General features: G+C 46.0%; 21 protein-coding genes. 15 read left to right on the forward strand and 6 right to left on the reverse strand.

Features of this window, described 5'->3' with window-relative positions; genetic code table 11:
- Positions 1–2 precede the first annotated feature (2 nt).
- From NWE73_RS03155 to NWE73_RS03180, 6 genes are all read right to left on the reverse strand, one after another.
- On the reverse strand, positions 3–902 hold the full coding sequence (locus NWE73_RS03155; RefSeq protein WP_277576821.1) for a hypothetical protein: 900 nt from the start codon (positions 900–902) through the stop codon (positions 3–5).
- 10 nt (positions 903–912) lie between these two features.
- Positions 913–1,437, reverse strand: coding sequence for a hypothetical protein (locus NWE73_RS03160; protein ID WP_277576822.1), 525 nt, complete (start codon positions 1,435–1,437; stop codon positions 913–915).
- 70 nt (positions 1,438–1,507) lie between these two features.
- Positions 1,508–2,314 carry an MlaD family protein gene (locus NWE73_RS03165; RefSeq protein WP_277576823.1) on the reverse strand — a complete coding sequence of 269 codons (807 nt, stop codon included), beginning with the start codon at positions 2,312–2,314 and terminating at the stop codon, positions 1,508–1,510.
- Entirely contained in the window at positions 2,314–3,066 is a 753-nt protein-coding gene (locus NWE73_RS03170; protein WP_277576824.1) for an ABC transporter ATP-binding protein, read from the reverse strand. The genes NWE73_RS03165 and NWE73_RS03170 overlap by 1 nt, the downstream gene beginning before the upstream one ends.
- Positions 3,063–3,851, reverse strand: coding sequence for an MlaE family ABC transporter permease (locus tag NWE73_RS03175; protein ID WP_277576825.1), 789 nt, complete (start codon positions 3,849–3,851; stop codon positions 3,063–3,065). Before NWE73_RS03175 ends, NWE73_RS03170 begins: the two co-directional genes overlap by 4 nt.
- Positions 3,851–4,351, reverse strand: coding sequence for a hypothetical protein (locus tag NWE73_RS03180; protein WP_277576826.1), 501 nt, complete (start codon positions 4,349–4,351; stop codon positions 3,851–3,853). Before NWE73_RS03180 ends, NWE73_RS03175 begins: the two co-directional genes overlap by 1 nt.
- A gap of 212 nt (positions 4,352–4,563) precedes the next feature.
- Between NWE73_RS03180 and NWE73_RS03185 the strand changes: the two genes are divergently transcribed.
- The 15 genes from NWE73_RS03185 to NWE73_RS03255 all read left to right on the forward strand — a co-directional run bounded on the left by NWE73_RS03185 (position 4,564) and on the right by NWE73_RS03255 (position 20,693).
- Positions 4,564–7,338, forward strand: coding sequence for a tetratricopeptide repeat protein (locus tag NWE73_RS03185; protein ID WP_277576827.1), 2,775 nt, complete (start codon positions 4,564–4,566; stop codon positions 7,336–7,338).
- Positions 7,339–7,346: 8 nt separating this feature from the next.
- Entirely contained in the window at positions 7,347–8,186 is an 840-nt protein-coding gene (locus tag NWE73_RS03190; RefSeq protein ID WP_277576828.1) for a sigma 54-interacting transcriptional regulator, read from the forward strand.
- A complete protein-coding gene (gene flgB / locus NWE73_RS03195; RefSeq protein WP_277576829.1) occupies positions 8,183–8,596 on the forward strand; it encodes a flagellar basal body rod protein FlgB in 414 nt (137 codons plus the stop codon). Before NWE73_RS03190 ends, flgB begins: the two co-directional genes overlap by 4 nt.
- 21 nt (positions 8,597–8,617) lie before the next feature.
- Positions 8,618–9,061, forward strand: coding sequence for a flagellar basal body rod protein FlgC (gene flgC, locus NWE73_RS03200; protein WP_277576830.1), 444 nt, complete (start codon positions 8,618–8,620; stop codon positions 9,059–9,061).
- Between the two features lie 74 nt (positions 9,062–9,135).
- Entirely contained in the window at positions 9,136–9,471 is a 336-nt protein-coding gene (gene fliE, locus NWE73_RS03205; protein WP_277576831.1) for a flagellar hook-basal body complex protein FliE, read from the forward strand.
- An 83-nt stretch (positions 9,472–9,554) separates the two neighbouring features.
- Positions 9,555–11,207 (forward strand): flagellar basal-body MS-ring/collar protein FliF, encoded by a 1,653-nt coding sequence (gene fliF, locus NWE73_RS03210; protein WP_277576832.1) that lies wholly within the window; start codon positions 9,555–9,557, stop codon positions 11,205–11,207.
- A complete protein-coding gene (gene fliG / locus NWE73_RS03215) occupies positions 11,207–12,241 on the forward strand; it encodes a flagellar motor switch protein FliG (RefSeq protein WP_277576833.1) in 1,035 nt (344 codons plus the stop codon). The genes fliF and fliG overlap by 1 nt, the downstream gene beginning before the upstream one ends.
- Complete coding sequence (locus tag NWE73_RS03220; protein WP_277576834.1) at positions 12,228–13,079, forward strand: FliH/SctL family protein; 852 nt, start codon at positions 12,228–12,230, stop codon at positions 13,077–13,079. The genes fliG and NWE73_RS03220 overlap by 14 nt, the downstream gene beginning before the upstream one ends.
- On the forward strand, positions 13,079–14,407 hold the full coding sequence (locus tag NWE73_RS03225) for a FliI/YscN family ATPase (RefSeq protein WP_277576835.1): 1,329 nt from the start codon (positions 13,079–13,081) through the stop codon (positions 14,405–14,407). Before NWE73_RS03220 ends, NWE73_RS03225 begins: the two co-directional genes overlap by 1 nt.
- Positions 14,408–14,601: 194 nt before the next feature.
- Positions 14,602–15,051 (forward strand): flagellar export protein FliJ, encoded by a 450-nt coding sequence (fliJ, locus tag NWE73_RS03230; RefSeq protein WP_277576836.1) that lies wholly within the window; start codon positions 14,602–14,604, stop codon positions 15,049–15,051.
- A 4-nt stretch (positions 15,052–15,055) separates the two neighbouring features.
- The gene (locus NWE73_RS03235; RefSeq protein WP_277576837.1) at positions 15,056–15,871 is read left to right on the forward strand and encodes a magnesium transporter MgtE N-terminal domain-containing protein; all 816 of its coding nucleotides are present in this window, start codon (positions 15,056–15,058) and stop codon (positions 15,869–15,871) included.
- Between the two features lie 47 nt (positions 15,872–15,918).
- Positions 15,919–17,778, forward strand: a complete 1,860-nt coding sequence (locus tag NWE73_RS03240; protein ID WP_277576838.1) for a flagellar hook-length control protein FliK — start codon at positions 15,919–15,921, stop codon at positions 17,776–17,778.
- A 42-nt stretch (positions 17,779–17,820) separates the two neighbouring features.
- Positions 17,821–18,831, forward strand: a complete 1,011-nt coding sequence (locus tag NWE73_RS03245) for a flagellar hook assembly protein FlgD (protein ID WP_277576839.1) — start codon at positions 17,821–17,823, stop codon at positions 18,829–18,831.
- A 1-nt stretch (position 18,832) separates the two neighbouring features.
- Positions 18,833–19,267, forward strand: coding sequence for a TIGR02530 family flagellar biosynthesis protein (locus tag NWE73_RS03250; protein ID WP_277576840.1), 435 nt, complete (start codon positions 18,833–18,835; stop codon positions 19,265–19,267).
- 142 nt (positions 19,268–19,409) lie between these two features.
- Entirely contained in the window at positions 19,410–20,693 is a 1,284-nt protein-coding gene (locus tag NWE73_RS03255) for a flagellar hook protein FlgE (RefSeq protein ID WP_277576841.1), read from the forward strand.
- The last annotated feature ends 91 nt before the right edge of the window (positions 20,694–20,784 follow it).

Raw genomic sequence — 20,784 nt, forward strand, 5'->3', positions numbered from 1 at the left:
TTTTATGGGCAACCCTGGTTGCCGTAGACTTTCAGACAAATCTGATTCTTCTCTTCTGAATTAGGCATTCGACCAAATTTCTTTTGGAACTTTTCAAGAACAGTATCAAACAGGACATCTTCTTTTGTTTCAATCTCTCCACCACCGAACATTTTTTCAAATTTGTCCTTTATGGCGTTGAAAGCGTCGTCGCTTTCCTTTTTGTGATCCTCGTCCAAGGCTGCCAATGTCTTGTTGAAAACCACATAAGCCAGTACAGCGATCGCTACGCGTGAATAATACTTACTGATGAGGGTGTAGCCACGAATGGCCTCTTGGCGAAGCCCATAACGTTTCGCGATCACCTTTCCTTCGGGGGATTGAAGGCCTTTCAAAAGCAGCGTTTGCTTGTCCATGTCCTTCATTTTGAAAAACACTTCCGGAAGCATTATCGGAGGTGTGCCTCGGAGGGCGGCCGAATAGGCGATCCAAGCTGCTTGTGCCGAATTGAAAAGGCCACTGCGATTGATGACCTGTAGTTTGGTATAAAATCGAGTTTTATCAACCAGCAGGTCATGCTCTTCAAAGTATTTGAGCAGACCATGATGAATCACGTCTTCACCGATATAACGTTCTAAAACAGCCAGAGTTCTTTCCTCTGCTGTCTTTCTCCAATAGTGGGAGGGTTTGTATTTCTGACCTTGTTTTTGATCAAAGACTTTTTCGACCAGGAATTCGAGGTCCTTAGTTGAAAGACCTTTGACGGTGCCATCGGGGGTGATGGCTTTTTTTAGAGCCGAATCCAATGCTACTTTGTGATAGGAGTCTTCTGCAAAAATACCCCCGCAGGTTTCTGCAGCATGAGCGGCCACAGAAACCAGAAGAAGTCCCAGAATAAGGATTTTATGCAGAAGCTTTATCATCGGCAGCGGATTACTTCAGAAGCTCTTCTGTTTGTCTTTCCAATTGCTGTTTCAAATCAGCCAAAGTCGCCTCGAGGGCTGGGATCTTCTTTTCATCAAGTTTGAGGATGATGTAGTGATAACCCGCCTTGCCGCCATTAAAGATGGTAAGTGAAGAACCTACGAGTGTTGAGGCCATGGAAAGCATGAGATTTATTTGGTCACCCATCTCACTGCGTCCTGTTTTTCTAATTAACATATAAGATGTAATAGCTGTGGCAACAGCGGTTCCTCCGGCGATGATGAGATCTTTCTTGGCCGCGTAGGAGTTTTCGGCGATATCCGCTTTGATTTTATCGAGATCTGCGGAAACCTTGGCGATCTCTAAAACCAGACGTTGGTTTTCTTGGATTTTAGCACGGATGGCCGCTTGGGCTTCGGGGCGGCTCTCTTCCACTAGTGAGTCAATCTCAGTAGAGGAGGCTGAAGCAGCAAAGCTGTTTAAGGGAATGACATGAAGACAAAAAAGGGCCACTGCGAATAGATTCTTGCTCATAAGATCCTCCAGAATGGTTTTTAAACGTTCCGAGGATCATAAAGCAAATTGCAGGCCCCAATCAGGAAGGCTAGTCTTCCTTTTCAATAGAGGTGCGAAGCAAGGTTTTCACTTGGTTTTTGCGTTGAGTACCGCCACCGCCAAGGGCGGCTTTGAGTTGATTGTGAATGCTTGGGTCATTGATCAAAAGCCCCAAAGAGCCTTCACCCTTATCAATCTTAGTAAGAATCGAATCCAACTTTTCGATAGAATGATTCAGTTTTACGCCACCGCTGGAATTGCCAACGATCTTCTGAATATCTTTGCTTGTCTGCGCAAGGTTCGAAGAAGCTGTATCAAAATTCATCATGATCTTTTCCATGCGGTTTTCGGCATTGATAGTGTGAGCCATCTTGTAAACCTCATTCACCACATCAAAGATCTTTCCGGCTTCACCCCCGCGTTCCGTAAGGATGCCAAGCAAATCAGAAGCTTTCGCCAAAGGAAGCACATCTCCGTCTTTCACTTCGGGTTGACGAGGATCGCCTGGGAAGATCAGAACAAATTTGTCACCCAAGGCGCCTTGGGTGCGGATTTCCACAGCCGATTCCTTGCGAATGCGCTTAAGGAACTTCTCATCAATGCTCATCGTAACATCAAGTTTATTTTCATCAGGCAGGAAGGTGATATCCTGCACGTTACCCACGGTGACTCCTGAAAGGGAGACAACACTGCCGACGGCAAGTCCCTGCACCTGTTCAAAATGGGCATGGATTTTTACATATCGTCTGAAGAGGGCCTTGTCGGCGCCCAAGAAGAAGATCGATCCCAAAATGCAGATGGTCCCGATGGCAAGGTAGATTCCAATTTTGATTTGAGTATTGCCTTGTGATTCCATTATGCACTCTCTCCGTTAATAAATTCAGTCATCGCTCCAGAGGGCTCGGTTTTCAGCTTGTCAATTGTATATTGTTCGCCGATGCGTCCGTTCAGAAGCAGGGCGACCTTGTCGCAGACCGCATAAACAGTCGGCATATCATGGGTTACAAGAATTGACGTCACGCCCTTGGCTTTCATTTTCAAAATAGACTCTTGGATTTTTTTTGTGTTGTAAGGATCCAGCCCCGCAGTCGGCTCATCATAAAGAACCACTTGGGGATGCATCATCATAGAGCGAGCCAAACCCACGCGCTTTTGCATACCGCCTGAAAGGCTGCCTGGATAGAGCTTTTCACTCGAGGGATCCAGACCAAATTCTTCAAGCTGCGCGCGAATTTGTTCGGCAATTTCCTTTTCTGTGAAATGGAAATGTTCTCTGAGTGGATAAGCCAGGTTTTCATAGACTGTCATGGAGTCGAACAGGGCTCCGCCTTGAAAAGCATAGGCAACTTTTTTGCGAACTTCGATCAGTTCGCGTTCATTTTTTGGAACGATATCTTCGCCATCAATGATAATTTTTCCCGAGTCAGGCTTTTCCAAGCCCACCAGACTTCGTAAGAGAACGCTTTTACCGGTGCCGGATCCTCCGATTAAGCCCAGACATTCACCTTTGCGAACATAGAAGCTCACGCCGTCGTGGACCTGCTTTTCACCAAACGATTTTTTGAAATCAATCACTTCCAGAAAGCTTTGTGGTTTTTCATTACTCATAGGATTTTCTCCACAACCCAAAACAGCTTTGAAAGGAAGAAGTCTGCAATAAGAATCATAATGGAAGAGACCACGACTGCTTTCGTTGTCGCAATGCCCACTTCTTTCGTGCCATTTTTGACGGTCAAGCCAAAATAACAAGATGGGATGGAGATGATGAGGGCGAAGAAAAAGCTTTTAGCAAAGCCGGAAAAATAGTCAGACAAGGATGAAGTTGAAAGAACTTTGAGAAGATAGAAGCTGGGATCCAATTTGAGTTCTGTCGCTCCGATGAGGAGGCCGCCGGCATTGCCTACGACGTTGGCAAAGGCCACGAGGATTGGCAAAACAATTAAGGTTGCCAGAACACGAGGAATGACGATCTTGCGAATTGGAGAGGTTCCCAAGGCGCGAATTGCATCGATTTGTTGAGTGACGACCATGCTGCCGATTTCACTGGCAAAGCCTGCACCCACGCGGGCAGCGACCATCAGGCTGGTAAACATGGGGCCCATTTCACGAAGAATGGTTACAGCCAAAAGTTTTGGCACGTACATTTTGCCGCCAAACTTTTCCAATCCCAAACCGAACTGCAGAGCCATGACCATGCCGACACTGACCGAGGTGATGACGACCAGCGGAGTTGATCTGACGCCCACTTGGTAGATTTGTTCGCCCAAGAGCTTCCAATAAAGACGTGTCGTGAAGAACTCTTTGAAGATCTCACGGGATAGCATTCCCACGCCGCCCAGGAAATGCAGCAATTCGTAAATGAAGGGTGCTAAGGGAAGAGCCATTAAGTTCATTATGGTGCCTTAAAGTCTACTTTGAATTTTTCAAAATCATTGAGTTCCATCGGGAACTGTTTTTGTAATCCGCCATAAGTCATCGTGTAAGTGCAGCCATTTTTTTTGAAAATTAAAAGTGCCATCTGCACCGGGACGCCATCAAGCTCGCCCTTGGAAATACTTTGACGTGCTTCTCGACCATTGTAGATCAAAGTTTCAGAACTTACGGTTTGCAGTTTGTTCATGGCACTTAAGGATTCATTTTCAATTGCTTGCAGGCTCATGTCGCCGGGGCCACCGCATTCTGAAAGGTATGAAATGGTGTTGCCTGTTTTTGAACTCAGCCAAGCGCGGTCCGCATTGACGGCCTTGATCTTTTCAAATGGAGATTTGGGTTCAGACAGCTGCACATCCTTGGCTGACGTGACTTTCCCGCCAGGCAATTGGACAGAAACGCAGCCTCCAAAAAGGAGACCGAGCAGAATACATGTGATGCAAAATCTTAGATGGTTTCTCATAGCACCTATCTATCGGAATTTTCTATCAATTAATTCAGTGTTCTTGTTTCACTCTGCGAGAATCAGGACTAAGGTCGCTGTCATGTCTTTGTCAGGCCTGACAAAGATTCTATGAAACTTTTTGCCCATCTTGAACATATTTGCCAATAGACCTTAGAAAGGGGTGGCATCCTCTGTGCATTGGCATGGTGAAGGGAAAAGGGGTTCAAGGAGTGAACGCTTTACGTAATGTTCTTGTGGCAGGATGCCTGATCTTTAGTCTAGTTCCAGCATTGGCGGCGTCCGTCAATGGCGCCATTAGTTTTCAAGGTGACACTGTTCATCTTGAGCTTTCGGGGCAACAAAATTGGGACTACGACGTGAAACGCAGTGAAAGCAAAGGCAAGACTGTTGTTGAGATGACGGTTCCTGCGCTTGATGACAGCACAGTTCAAGCTTTGAATAATTTTAAAAGCGAAATGGTGACTCAAGTTTCAGTGGATCGCAAAGGTCCCGATGGCAAGTACTTGGTTTACTTCACATTATCCGGTGCCAGCATTGATACTTTTGATTATTTGACGGATCAGCCATCACGTTTGATCGTCGACTTTTATGTGAATCCTTCAGCAAAAGCGGATAAGAAATCCGTTGCGAAAAAAGAACCAACAACAAAAGCAGATTCAGCAAAGTCATCGAAAGCATTGGCTAAAAATAAAACTGATAAAACCAGAACGCCAGCGACTGCGGATGCTCTTGCCATTGCAGATCAAGGTGCTGCGGTCGCTCTAAATGATTCGGCGGCTCAAAGAGGCATTTTTGATGGTGGCGATCCCAACTACGAACGCTTCACGATCAAGCCTTATGATATTAAGGAAGAGTCAGTCATTCGTGCCAAAGATAACTATTATATCCCATTCCCGATGCTTGAGACCCCGGTGTCTTATTGGGAAAAGCTTAAGAACACTCCGACAATTTATGAAATCTCTCCGAAGCCGACGGACGAGAATAAGCAAGCTCGATTGCTTCTGACTTTATTTGAAAAGCAAAGATATGCGGTATATCTGAAAACAGTTCAGTGGTTTAAAGAAAAATATCCGACGTCGCAATACAACGAAGTCATCGACTTTATGACTGCGGATGTGCACTTGGCTTTGTCACAAGGTGCTGAGCATGCGAAGAGCTATGAAGATGCCATTCAAAAATATAAAGAAGCTATTGCGAAATATCCTCAATCACCTTTGGCTGAGCGCACGTCTTTAAAGATTGGCTATCTGGCTCTAGAACGTGGTGATAATCTTGCCGCTCTTCGTCTGTTCAATGAGCATATTGCGAATAAAAACTTTGGCGGCAAAGAGTCCTTGTCCAAAGACCTTGCGCGCATGGGGTCTGGCCTTGCTTACATGAGACTGAACAGATGGGAAGATGCGGTTGCTCAGTATGAAGATATCGAAAAAAATTCCATTCATCGTGATTTAAAAGTTGAGGCAGCTTACCGCCGTGGTGATGTTTGGATCAAAGCAAAGAACTACGCAAAAGCGACTAGCGAATACCAAAATGCATTGAAGAAATATCCTGAAGGTCAAACCTTCTTCCCGAATGCCTATTACAATCAGGCGGAGTCTTTGTTTGGAATGCAGAAGTATCCGCAAAGTTTGGATTTGTATCGCGAATTTGTAAAAAAATTCCCATCCAGCGAACACGCACCATTTGCGATGACTCGCATGGGTGAATTGCTGGAAATCCTGGGCGCGGATAAGTCTCGCGTGATGGGCGCCTATCTTGAAACTTATTTCCGCTATGGTGAAAATCCAAGTGCGGTGATTTCACGTTTGCGTCTGCTGTCAACCCGTATGAAGGGCATGAAACCAAAAGAGACGGATAATGCAGTAAAAGAAATCATGTCTTTGGCAAAGAAAGTGGATCTTCCAAATATCGAACAATTCGCAACTGTCATGGTGGCGGATGGTTACACCCAACGTGGTGAATTTGATAAATCTATTTCACTGCTTTCAAAATACTACAAAGAGCATCCAACGAGCGTTGATATTCCTTTGATGACTCAAAGGATTGTGACCAATATCAACAACAAGCTGGAAGATCAGGTCAATGATGGAAACTTTATTGGCGCGTTGAAAACGCACAATCAATATTCTGACAGCTGGTTGAAAAACTCAAAACGTCTGGATACAAAATTCAATGTCGGCCGCGCCTTTGAAATGGCCGGAGTCCCGATTGAATCTGAAAAGTATTATAAAGATGTCCTAAATAGAGTTTATGCGATTCGTGGAACTCCGGAAGCAAAAGAGATCAGTGTTAAAGAACGAGTTCCTACAGAAGATGAGTTGAATCTGCGCCTTGCTGCGGTTTCCACGAACGAGCAGAAATACAATCAAGCCTATGAGTACCTTAAGAATGTAAAGACTCCGGAAAAACTTTCTGAGTTGGAACAGATTGAGCGCGTGAATATCGCAGTTCGTCTTTTGGAAAGACGCGGAGATAATGAGTCAGCTATTCGTTATTTGGGCGAGTTGCTTCGCACTTGGAAAGGCCAACCGGAACTTGTCGCGGAACCTTACTTGAAATTGGCGGAACTGCAAATCAAACAAGGCAAAAAAGATGAGGCCCTTCAGGCTTTGGGCATGATTGATAAGCTTTCGAAAGATTCTGACCACGTTTCACCGGTCGTTCATGCGAAAGCACTGGAATCAATGGGTGATATCTACTTGGCAAAGAACTCCAAAGATCAGGCGATTGATGCTTATCAAACGCTTTTGGAAAAATACGAACAGACGCGTCCGTTGTCGTCAATTCGCTATAAGTTGGGTCAAATTTATTTCAAACGCGGCGACATGCAATTGGCTGCCGAAACTTGGAATGAATTTAAAGGGGAGAAAAGTGGTTTCTGGAAGAACTTAGCCCAGGAACAGCTTAAGAACTCTGAATGGCGCGATGGTTATAAGAAATATATTAAACGTATCCCAGCAATGTCTGAAAAAGAAAGTAAGTAGGAGAGTGGATGTCGTACTTTGATTTTGATGCATTACACATCGAAGACAGAAAAATGAACGAGGCGAAACAGTTGAGCCTTCAGTTGGCGCCAACTCAAGCCAGTCTTCTGATTGTTGGTGACGCGGGTGTGGGTAAAACAAGCTTGGCTCGTTATATCTATACAAAAAGCCGTTCTCCGCGTCTTTATGTTTTGGAATGCAGAAACCCCGGTGGTTTTGATTTTTCAAGAGTCGACGGCGGAACGTTGATGATTGAAGACCTGGATTGCGCTTCATCGGCTTTGCAAACTGAGTTGATGAAATTGGCAGAACGTACGGATGGAACAAAACCTCGTTTCATTTCGACATCACGCCGTGATTTGCGTGCAATGGTAAAGCAAGATCAGTTCCGTCAGGATTTGTTCTATAAAGTTGCCGTTGTTCATTTGGAGCTTCCTCGTTTGGAAGATCGTTCAGTGGATTTCCAGAATATTGTGAATTTTATTTTGGAAGTTTCACAAATCATGCACGGTAAGAGTGGCTTGCGCTTGGCCGCCGATGCCTATTCCCGTTTGAATTCATGGAATTGGCCGGGAAATATTCGCGAACTTGAAAATGTGATTGAGCGCTCTGTGGTTCTTGCAAAAAATTCAACGATTGGCCCTGAAGCTATTCAGTTTGAGGCCGTCGCTGAGGATATGTCGGTGGATTTTGCTCCCGGAATGTCCCTTTCTGAGGTTGAGAAGCGTCTCATCTTACAGACCTTGGAACTGACGGCGCAGAATCGCACCCGTGCAGCTCAAATGTTGGGAATTAGTATCAGAACTCTGAGAAACAAACTCAATGAATACAAGGAGAGTGTCGTATGAGTGGTGATCTTTTCGATAAAACCACAAATGCCTTAGCGACTTCCATGCGCATGAGGCAGCTTCGTCACAATGTGACGTCTTCGAACATCGCGAACGCAGAGACTCCGGGATACCATGCGAAAAAAATGGATTTCGAAGAGGCTTTGGGGCGCGCTCTGGACATGGATGGCGCAAACGGTCTGAGCACTAGCAGCAAAGAGCACTTTGCAGTGGGTGGTGTATCCGTTGCCAAGACCCGTCCCGATATTTACGAGAACCCTGAAGGGGCCGTGAATAATGACGGTAATACCGTAGACCTTGAGAAAGAAATGTCGGCTTTGTCAGAGAATGCGATCATGTACAAAACGGCACTTCAATTGATCAATAAAAAAATGGCGGCACTTAAATACGCAGCGGGCGACGGTCGGTAGATTTTTTAATAGGAGGCCAGGATGGCTGACTTTTTAACTGGTATGAGAATTAGCAGTAGTGGTATGGCAGCGCAAAGAATGCGCATGAATACCATTGCCAGCAATATTGCGAACATTAATACCACCCAGACTCCGGAGGGTGGCCCCTATCGCAGAAAAGACGTGGTCTTTGAAGCGATGCCTGATGCCAAAAATTTTGGCGAAATCATTACGGGCTCGGACCCTCATGGAAACATGCAGCGGGTCCAGGTCAGCGATGTGATCTCGGATCGCAAGGCGCCATTGTTGAAGTATGAGCCGGATCATCCTGATGCAAATCCAGATGGTTACGTGGCTTATCCTAATATCAACCTCATGGAAGAGATGACCAATATGATACAGTCATCGCGTTCTTACGAGGCAAACGTCTCTGCTTTGCAGGCGTCAAAAGATATGGCCATGAGCGCTTTGGAGATAGGAAGATAGTTCCTAGACCTGGCTAAAAAAGCAGGAATTTTAACAACGTTTAGATTACTATTTTATTAGGGAGAGGTGAAGCCATGGAAGGTTTTACGGTATCAAATGCCAATAGATTTCTCGACACTGGAAACATCCGTGATTCCAAGTCTTTGTCTGTCGAGGGACCTTCATCGATTAGTTCTACATCAGATACTGGTAAGAGCTTCGCCGACACTTTGAAAGATGCTGTTAGTTCTGTGAATGAGTTGCAAAAGTCTTCTGACACTTTTGCTCAGAACGTTGCCACAGGAAAAACAGATGACGTCGCTGGTGCGATGATCGCCGCTGAAAGAGCGGACATCGCGCTGAGAGTGATGGTTCAAGTACGTAACAAGATCATTGATGCGTATTCTGAAGTTATGAAAATGCAAGTGTGATTTACTGATTGTTTGATTTGTAGTTTGAGTATGTTTGCCCACTCTGAAGGATTCGGAGTGTTGACAAGAGGGTAGGGGTTACCTTGAACAAGATTTTCGGTGGATTGGTTGTCCAGTTTCGTGAGTTCTTTAAGAATCTCGGTCCAACCAAGAGGCTTTCAGTTATTGCAGTTTCTGTCATTGCCCTTGTGGCCTTGTCCACGATGTTTTTCATGGCGTCGGGTAAGGACTATGTACCTCTTTTTACAAATATCCCGACAGAGCAAGTTTCGACAATCGTAGCGAAGTTGAATGAAAAAAATATTCCATTCCAACTTCGTGATGGTGGCAAGACAGTAGCGATCCCTAAAGAACTTTTGGCTTCGACCCAAATGACTTTGATGGCAGAGATTGGCTCGCCAAAAATGGGAAATATCGGTCTTGAGCTTTTCGATAAGCAGGATTTCGGTGTAAATTCTTACGCTCAAAAGATCAATTATCAAAGAGCCCTTCAAGGTGAGTTGATGAGAGCGATCAACACTTTGACAGCGGTTAAGCAATCAAAAGTGATCTTGGCTCTTCCAGCAAAAAAGACTTTCCTTGAGGATGGTGGACAGGCGTCTGCTTCGGTGGTTGTTGAGCTGCACCAGGGCAAAGAGCTGAACGCGGACCAAGTTCGTGGTATTCGCTATTTGGTGGCGAATGCTGTTGAAGGCATGGATCCGGATAAAGTTGCCGTACTTGATGAACGCGGAAAAGTTTTGACTCGTGCTTCAGACGGTTCAACGGGTGGTTCGAATGAACTCATGGATCTGAAAGCTAAAGTAGAGCGCGACTTTGAAGAGCGTATTGAAGACATTCTTTCTAAAGTTGTAGGTCACGCCAAAGTTGTCGCAAAAGTAAATGCCACTTTAAATCATCGAGTCATTTCTTCAGTGGAAGAAATGGTGGACCCGGATAAAACCGCGATCAAATCGCAACAATCTGAAGAAGAGTCTTTGGATGGAGCCAGAACAAATCCTTCCGGTGTCCCAGGGTCTCGTTCCAATATTCCAGGGGCTGAAGATAACAACGGCCAAGTTGGATTTAAACAAGATGTTAAAAAAGAGTTGAAAACGATCAACTACGAAGTTCCTAAGACCGTTCGTAATATCAAAGAGACCGCTGGTAATTTGGAGCGCGTGAGCGTTGCCGTTGTGGTTGACGGCGTTGCTGTAACGACAACGAAGCCAGATGGTACAACGGAAACGAAATGGCAGCCTCGTTCTGCTGAAGAAGTTAAGAAGTACGAAGACCTCGTAAAGAATGCTATTGGGTTTAAAGCTGAACGTGGTGACAGCGTAAAAATTGAAACGATTCAGTTCCAACCGGAAGACTTCTCTGAAGCAGAAAAAATCCTGACGACACTAGAGCGTAAAAAGTTGATCCACGCTTTGTTCAAGTGGGCTTTGTTGGGCTTCTCTTTGGCATTGTTCTTCTTCATCGTCGTCCGTCCATTTATGCAATGGATTACCGATAGTTTCCAGGACTCTGTGGAGGAAATGTTGCCTCGTACAATTGAAGAACTAGAAGAATTGCAATCCGTTGATAGTACGCTTCCTGGTATGTCCACAGCTCTTCCTGTTTTGCAGGAATCTATTGATCCAGAAAAAGCGGAAAGTGAATTGCTCAAAGATCGCATCATGGCCACGATGGGCCGCGATGAAGAGAAAGCTGCAAATGCCTTTGGTATGTGGCTGGTTAGGAAGGATGGCTAATGAAACTTCATAGAGCCGAGAATATCGAGTATGAGAATCTAAAGGGCTTTGATAAAGCCGCAATCCTTATTAACTATCTGGGCCGCGATGCGGTGAAGGTTCTTTTGCGCCGTATGGATGATGCGGACATTCGCAAGCTGATCAATCAGATGAGCAAGCTGCGTGTCGTTCCAGTTCACGTGACAAAGCGTGTGTTGGAAGAGTTCTATGAAATGATCTCTGAGACTGAAGATTATATCTTCTCTGAAAGTATCTCTGCGAAAGATACCATCGTCGACGCCCTCGGTGAAGAAAGAGCCCGCGGTATCCTTGGGGGTTTGAATATTACTTCCGGTGGTTCGCGTTCTTTGGAATCTTTGGAGATGGTCGATGCGAAATCATTGGCGACCTTCCTGGTGAATGAGCATCCACAAACTGTGGCTGTGATCTTGGCGCATCTTGAGCCCGAGAAAAAAGGTGAGGTTCTTAAACGTCTTCCAGAAGCTCTTCAAGCCGAAGTGGTTCTGCGTATGGCAAACCTTGAACACGTCGATCCAGAGCTTATTGCCGAGATCGATCGTGTGTTGAAAAATCAATTATCAAATACCGCAACAGTCGAGCAGGCAAGTTTGGGCGGCGTTCAACCAGTGGCCGAAATGCTCAACGTTATGGACAAGAACACAGAGACTGCGATCATGTCTCGCCTGGAAGAGAAAGATCCTCTTTTGGCGGAAGAGATTCGCAAACTTATGTTCGTCTTCGACGACATCGTCAAAATCGACGACCGTGGAATTCAAACTCTTCTCAAAGAGGTTCCGAACGACAAACTTCTTCTCGCTCTCAAAACTTCGAGCGAAGAGATCCGCGTCAAGGTCTTCAAGAATATCTCTGCTCGTGCGGCCGAGATGTTGCGCGAAGACTTGTCAAACATGGGACCTTCTCGTTTGTCAGACGTCGAGTCTGCACAACAAGAGATCGTCAATGCGGCTCGTCGCCTAGAGGCGGAAGGCAAAATCCTAATTGCAAGAGGCGGTTCAGAAGATGCCATGGTCTAATAGCGGCTCTAACAGCGGATCAGGTAGTGGTGTTGGCAGCAGCAACACTAGAAATGGTTCTCAAATCCGTAAGGCAAAGTCGGTTCTATCCAAAGAATTGGCTGATGAGTCGGTTTTGGATTTTGTACCAATGCGCTTTGATTTGGGTACGCCGAATCAAGCCATGCAGTACATTAATGAAAAACAACGCGGTTCTGATTTCCGCATGAACGATGCCGTTCGTGTTCAGACTGGCGTTGACCAAGTTGAAAAAGTAAATGAAGAAGAAAAAGTTGAGGCAGCAGCCCTTGAAAAGCTTAAAGAGATTCAAGAGCAAGCTTATCAACAGGCTTATGAGCTAGGCCTTGAAGAGGGTCGCAAAGAGGCCTTCGAAAAGGTGTCCGCTGAAATTGCGGAACGCATGGGTTCATTGGATCAGCTTCTTCTGGGCGTGAAAGAATTGAAGACAGAGATGGCTTCTTTCAATGAATCGCATTTGATGAAGTTGGTATTCCAGATGGCAGCGCGCATTGCGAAAACCCAGTTGGAAGGCAATAACGAAGCGATGGTGCAGATCCTTCGCGATGCGGTCGGCTTGGCTCAGGATGAAGAAGAGATCACGGTCCATGTTTCTCAGTCTCAATTCGAATTCCTTGAGGAATTGAAAAAAGAAACCAGTCGCGAATTTGAATTTACCAAAAAGATCCGTTTTGAACCCCATGCCGACGTCAATGATGGCGGCTGCATCGTAGAGACGAATTATGGGGAAGTCGATGCCCGTGTTGAACAACGGGTGCAACAACTTTGGACAACTCTTTCTGAAAATATGCCTAAGGTAAAACCTAGGATTGCAGTCTAATGAGTGAACTTGAAATCAATCTGGAAAAGTATTCTGATATTATTGATACCGTCCATTTGACTCGCGATAGTGGCAAGGTGACGGAAGTGAATGGGATGCTTATCAAGGGTTACCTTCCCGGTGCCAGTGTTGGCAGCATTGTGCAAATCGCTCCCGCGGGGATGGAAAAGACTTTCTTGGCGGAAGTCGTTGGTTTCAAAGACAAGCATGTTCTGATGATGGCTCTCAATGATATGAGAGGCGTCGCTTTAGGCTCTAAAATCATTCTATCTCGTCAAATTGCAACAGTTCGAGCCGGCGAAGAGCTTCTCGGTCGCGTTGTGGATGGTTTGGGTCGCCCGTTGGATGATAAGGGTGAAGTCGAAAATTTCCGTGAAGTTCCTTTGTACAGTGAAGTAAAAAACCCCTTGGCTCGCCGGCCTATTCGCGAACCTATTGATTTAGGGATTCGCGCTATTAATGGAGCATTAACCGCTGGTCTAGGTCAGCGTGTCGCAATTATGGCGGGTTCTGGTGTGGGTAAGTCCGTCCTTTTGGGGATGATGGCCCGAAACACCAATGCTGACGTGAACGTAATTGCCATGATCGGTGAGCGGGGCCGTGAGGTTCGCGAATTCATCGAGCATGATTTGGGCCCGGAAGGCATGGCCCGCTCTGTGGTGGTGTGTGTGACCAGTGATCAAAGTCCCTTACTTAGAATGCGTGGAGCCTATGTCGCAACGGCAATGGCTGAGTACTTCTGTTCGCAAGGTAAGAATGTACTTTTGATGATGGATTCGGTCACTCGTTTTGCCATGGCTCAACGTGAAATCGGTCTCAGTACCGGAGAGCCACCTTCGCAAAAAGGTTACACCCCAAGTGTGTTCGCGACTTTGCCTAAGTTGTTGGAGCGCGCCGGTTCCTTCGAAGGCGAAGGCAGTATCACAGGCTTTTACACCACTCTCGTAGAGGGTGATGATATGAATGATCCTATCGGGGACTCTGTGCGTTCGATCGTGGATGGCCATATCGTGCTCAGTCGTGCTTTGGCCCAACGTGGTCACTTCCCGGCAATTGACGTCATGCAAAGTGCGAGTCGTGTTATGAAGGCCGTCTCTTCCCCTGAGCACGTGAAACTTGCACAAAAACTGCGTGAGACTCTGGCAGTCTATAAAGATGCCGAGGATTTGATTAACATCGGTGCTTATAAGCCGGGTTCAAATCCAAAGATTGATAAAGCTGTAAAAGTCATTGATCAGGTCAACGATTTCCTAAAACAAAGAGTCGAAGACCCGACCAACTTCAATAGTACCGTCAGAATGATGCAGCAGATTCTAATTAACGCTTAGGCTGTTGAAAAAGGTCCATCCGACGGCGTTGTCGGATCATCTCCTCGCTCCGACGTGCATGAAGCACGCCTGCGCTGCGGGGATGAACCTCCGCGTGGATCGCTCTGCGATCCCCTTCGGGTGACGGCTGAACCTTTTTGAACAGCCTGCTATCATTGTTTGAGTTTTTAAGGGCAGGATGCCCGGAGTTGATTGTGAAGTTTAAGTTTCCTCTTCAAAAAGTTTTAGAACATCGCAAGCTCAAGGAAAACTTGGCGCAGAAGGACTTTCAAGAGGTCGTTACCCAGCTCAATGAGCAACAAGCCGTGCTCGACAAAATGTACCAAGACGTTCAGGACGCTCACAATCGTGCCGGAGAGCTCACTCAGATGGGCGGAGCCCAAGGTCCAGCCCTTTCGCAGATTCATGAATACCTCAAAGGACAGAAAATCCGTATTGCCTATCAAGTCGTTAAGGTTCAAGAGGTCGAGAAATTGGTCGAGGCCAAGAGAGAGCTTTTGCGACAAGCCGCTCTAGACTATAAAATTATGGAGAAGATGAAGGAAAATAAGTTCGAGGCCTATAAAGCTGAGCGTATTTCCCAAGATCAGAAAGAAATGGATGAGCAGGCTATCCTGCGCTTCAAAGCTGTGAAGGAATCTTGAGTCGATGAAAAGCGGATACGATCAATTCTTTAAAAATGCTCGCAAGGTCGCCGACGAAAATGGTGGAGTTAAATTCCATAAGAATCCCTCCGCGCCACGTTTGCATCTTGATTTGGCATCTGAAGATATTGAACAACAGATCCGTCGTCGCATGAAGATGACCGCTCCAAAGAAGAAGAAGAGAACAAAAGTACCTTGGAAAATGATGGGTGTTTCCTTCATTGGTTTGTTGGTGGCTCTTTGGGGATTCCAGAACCATGACGAAGTTGAACGTCTTGTAAAGCGTGTTGAATTTCAAATGACTGGTGAGGCTGTCGCAGAAAATACTCCAGCAAAGCCAGAGGCCGCGGTAAAAGAAAAAACGGCGGATGGAAAAGAAGAACGCGATCCTGCTGCTGAACCGAAAACTTCTGCTGCTATGACCGCAGAGGATCTTGATCATCTGACGAAATTGAATGATCGCAAAAAAGAACTGGATGCCCGCGAAGAAGAGCTCGCACGCCAGGAAACTGAACTGCAAACTCAAAAAGTGGAACTTGATAAACGCCTCAAAGAACTTGAAGAGATGAGAGGTAAGATCTCGTCAATGTTGGAAGAGCGGGTCAAGGCTGATGACCAGAAGATCGATACCTTGGTACAGATGTACTCGAATATGAAGGCACCCCAAGCGGCTAAAGTCTTTGAGACGATGGACGAGGATTTGGTGGTTGAGCTACTTGGTCGTATGAAAAAGAAAAATGCTGCTGATATCATGAATTTATTGAAACCTGAAAAAGCTCAGATCATTTCTGAGAAGTATGCGGGTTACAAACGACGTTAGCAGTTCGATAAAATACAAATACTTTTTGTCCATGGAAGGAGGAAGTTTTGTTAGCAAATATAGTCGGCCCCCCAATGGTGGGTGCGACCGATTTGAGGTCTTCGCCGGATAAGGCGATAGAAAAAAACCTCAAAGGTTCCAGCTCCGAGTCTTCGTTCGGAAAAGCCCTGCAGGATAAAATATCCGTAGGAGCTCAGAAAGAAACGAAAGATTTACCAAGGCAGGAAGTCAGAGCAAAAGATTCAGCCCGAGATTCAAAAGAATCGAACTCTCGGAAAGAGGATAAAGCTCAGAAGCCTGAAGACAGAGCGGAACAAAAGGTTGCAAAGCCAGATGGGACTTTAAAGAAAAAGTCGGCAAATCGACAACAGGCCATTAAAGAATTCATGGACTCCTTCGAGAGTGAATTTGAGATCCCTCCCACGCGACTCGTGGAAGCGATGGCCCAGCTGGACGACAGCCAACTTAAAGAATCCCCAGAAGCAACAGCAGATGCTGTGGTTGATAAATTAGGCCTTGATGATGCGCAAGCTGATAAAGCTCGCGCAATGTACGCGGCACTTTTGACTCAACTGCAACAAACGCCACAATCTCCAAAGGCTCCCCCAGAAATGGCGGCGGGTCTTGGCATGTCGTCTTCACAGAACATGCAGATGCGTGTGGCTGCAGCTCAGGAAAAACAAAATGCCTTGGGGACCTCGTTAGAGAGCTTCAATAAAAAGTTTTGGATGAAGCCTGAGGCTGCCGCAGAACAAACTGCAATGCCAACTCTTGATGGCAACTTGGCGCAAAGAATGAGCATGGATGATGGCGAAGAGGGCATGGATTTGACCGATTCAGCTATGGATTCAGAAGTGCCAGGAAGTGCAATGCCGGAAGCTCCGCAGATGAAAATGCCGGAATTGCCGCCGCACTTGCAGGGGCAAATGAAGGATGCCATGTCACCAGCCCTTCTTGCGGCTTTGGCTGCCAAGAAAGCCGCAGCCTCTCAGCAGGCAGCAGCAGCCGGTGGTGAGGCGGAGGATGCGCCAGAGTTGAGCGAAGAGTTCATGCAGGCATTGGAAGCTCCTCGTATGGAGAAGCCTCTTCAGGGCCCTCAAATGAATAACATTCAAGGCAAGGCCGCGGCTCAAGAATTCTTCCAAAATGAATCTCAAGGTCAGTCTTTGATGCAAAACTCAAAAGAGTTCATGCAGCAGGGAATGGGGCAGGAGAAGGAAGCTGCAAAAGGCAAACTGACCGCAAAATCTGCAGAGTTCAAATCCACGATGACAGGATTGGAGGGACTTCAAGCGCAGCCTTTGAAAGGTGAAGCTTTGAAATTCGATCCAATGACGCCTATGGCGCCGGTAGCTCCAGGGCAAGTCGCGGGAGAGAAAAACGAAGCGGCCGTGAAGCAGTTGATGAATCAAGCACAATACTTGATCAAAAACGGTGGCGGTGAAGTGAAAGTCGAAATGACCCCAGAGGGCATGGGAACGATTCACCTCAAAGTCATGCTTCAAGATGGCAAAGTGAATTTGCAGATGTCGGCGGATACTCAGGAAGCTAAGAAGACTATCGAGTCTAGTCTAGCTGAACTGAAAACCAGTCTTGCTGCTCACAAGCTATCAATGGAAAATGTAAAGGTTGATGTAGTGAATTCTACGTCGACGGATACCGCGACTCAAAACCAGCCGAACATGAATGGACAAGGCCAAAACAATAAAGAGGCTCGTCAATTCTGGAACCAATTTAATGATAATTTTGGTAACCAGGGACGCAGAGAATCTTTTGGCGAATTCCAAAACATCAAAGGCTATGGTGGAAAAAGTCGTGATCCATTGCAACCGATCGACAGCGCCGGAGCGAAAACCGCTTCGCGAGCAGTTGAAGGTAAGGGCAGCGGCTTAAATCTTGTAGCATAAACAACTTCGACTGAAAAGTTGAAGCGGTAGAGGGAGAATGACATGACAATGGTGAACGCTAAATTGGGAGTGAATGCATTCGGTGCGACGGCAACGAAAGCTGAAAGTGTGAACTCGGCTGCGAGTACATTCAGTGCCCAAGACAAAGCAAAAACCGGCGAAGAAGATATTGGCTCGGTGGCCAATAAGCTTTCTGATCCCAATTGGATCGATCCTTCGAAGAAAGTTCGTGCGACGGGAAATCCAAGTTTGGATAAAGATGCATTCTTTAAATTGATGCTTGCACAGATGAAGAATCAAGATCCTACAAATCCAATGAAGAGTCATGAGATGGCAGCGCAGCTTGCGAACTTCTCATCTCTCGAGCAAATGCAGAACATGAATAAGACACTTGAGGAATTGAAGAATGCACAGAAGCCTTCAGAAAATTTCCAAGCGTTAAATCTCATCGGAAAAGCAGTTGCCGGTGACTCATCAAAAGTTGTTCGTGGCTTGAATGATAAAGATCATGATTTCCGCTTCTCATTGCCAATGGATGCAAGTGAAGTCTCTGTGAAAGTGCGCGATGGCGACGGAACTGTTGTGCGTTCGTATAATCTCAAAGGCCTCAAGCAAGGTGAGAACAAGCTCACTTGGAATGGTGAAGATGAAAGAGGAGTGAAAGCGCCAGTGGGTGAATATCAATTCATCGCTGAAGGCAAAACTTCTGACGGAAAAAAGATGGGAATCAAAACTGACTTCGACGGAGTGATCACAGGCGTGAGCTATTCTGCTGAAGGCCCTGTTTTGAACGTTGGAAATCAGGCGATTCGTTTCAGAGACGTAAAAAAGATCACAGACCCACGTCTTATGAGGAACGACCAGAATGTAAATGATGTTACTAACCTAGACTTGAAAAAGGATGATGTCACAGGACAAACTAAAAAAGAGGGGAACGTAGAGTCACAAAAGACTTCCACTGAACCGGCTCCTGTAGCAAAATCTAAGATCATGGATACTGTGGGTTTGTCCCGCGACATGATGGAGAAGATCGCTAAGGAGACGATAAAGTAAGATGGTTGACTTAAAGAAGATACAGACACTCGATCAACTCATCCCGCAGCAGCCAGGTAAGGTTAAACAACCGGCCCTGGATGGAACGGGACCCTCCTTCAAGGAGACTCTGGATAACCTCGGAGGCATGAAGCCTCAGAACGTTGGACAGATTAATCCTCAAGGCTTGGTGAAGCCTGCAGATGGAGTAAAGTTTTCGAATCACGCAATTGAGCGGATGAAAACTCGGGGCATTAGTTACAGCCCAGAGGATATCACGAAGCTGAGTGACGCGATTTCGAGAGCAGCGGCGAAAGGTTCCAAGGATTCATTAGTGTTAATGAATGACTCGGCACTGATTGTCAGCGTGAAGAATAACACTGTGGTGACAGTGATGGACAAGAACGCACTCAAAGAGAATGTGTTCACGAACATCGACAGCACGGTAGTACTCTAAGGCACGCAAATATACTGTGAAGCTGTCCCGAAGAGACAGATAAGCGGATGGTTAGAAAAATTAAATAATTGGGCTGGTCCTCGCAGAGGAGGCCCTCCAAACGACGGATTCCGATTGAAGACGTCAACGACATGGAGGTCACATGGGTATTCTTTCTTCATTGTACACGGGTGTGTCTGGTATGACTGCTCAGGGCGAAGCCCTTGGAGTAATCGGTGATAATATCGCCAATGCCAACACTATCGGTTTCAAAGCAAGCCGCGCAGAATTCCAGGACATTATCTCAAAAAGCTTAAAAGGCGTTCTTGGTGGTAACCAAATCGGCCGTGGTGTGAAGATCGGTGCTGTAAACCCTATTCTTACTCAAGGTAACGTTGACGCGACTGAAAAAGTAACTGACTTGGCAATCTCAGGTGACGGTTACTTCAAAGTTAAAGGTTCAGACGGTGAATCTTATACTCGTGATGGTTCTTTCCATTTTGACCGTGAAGGTTTCTTGGTAACGAACGATAACCAAAAAGTTCAAGGTTTCTCAACAGACGATAAAGGTAATATCCTTAACAAAATGTCTGACATCAAGTTCCCACGCGCTTTGATTCCAGCGAAAGCTTCGAAAGAAGTGAAGTTGGATCTGAACTTGGATTCACGCATGGAAGCTACTAAGAAATTCGATATCAAAGATCCATATTCAACTTCTCACTACTCTACAGGTGTTGAGGTTTATGACTCTCAAGGTAACAAACATTTGCTCAGCATGTTCTTCAATAAGACGGCTGATAGACAATGGGAATACAAAGGCGTTGTAGACGGTAAGGAAGTGACTGGCGGTACTGATGGCGCATTGTCTGAAGTATGTGCTGGTAAGTTGGAATTTACAGTTGATGGTAAACTGAACAAACAGACGATGACATCTTCTAACTTCAACTTCAAGGGTGGCGCTCTTCAAGACCAACAAATCAAAATCAACTTCGGTGATGCTATCGCTGATGGTGGTAAAGGTTTGGACGGTACTAAACAGTACGGTAAAAACTCTGACCTTATCTCTTGGCACCAAGATGGAGCTTCTGCAGGTACAATCACGAGCTTGTCATTCAATGACGAAGGTATCTTGACTGCAGTTTACTCTAACGGACAAGCACAAGACTTGGCACAGATCGCTCTGGCGAAGTTCGAAAATCCGGAAGCAATGTTCAAGGTTGGTAACAACCGCTTGAAAGAATCCAGAGACTCTGGATCCGCTTCAGTGGGTGCTCCAGGTGCAGCAGGCCGTGGTAAATTGTTCGCGAAGTCTCTTGAGAGATCTACAGTGGATCTGGCGACAGAGTTCGTAAACATGATCCAAAATCAACGTGGTTTCCAAGCCAATGCGAAGACAATCACGACAACGGATGAACTTCTTAACGAAGTAATTCAGTTGAAACGATAAGATATCCATAAGTTATTGAAATTTTTAAGCTCTAGCCTGGCTAGAGTGACAAGGTTCTTGCGGCTCCCGCCGCGAGAGCTTTGATAGAATC

This window comes from Bdellovibrio svalbardensis (genome assembly GCF_029531655.1).
Taxonomy (GTDB): domain Bacteria; phylum Bdellovibrionota; class Bdellovibrionia; order Bdellovibrionales; family Bdellovibrionaceae; genus Bdellovibrio; species Bdellovibrio svalbardensis.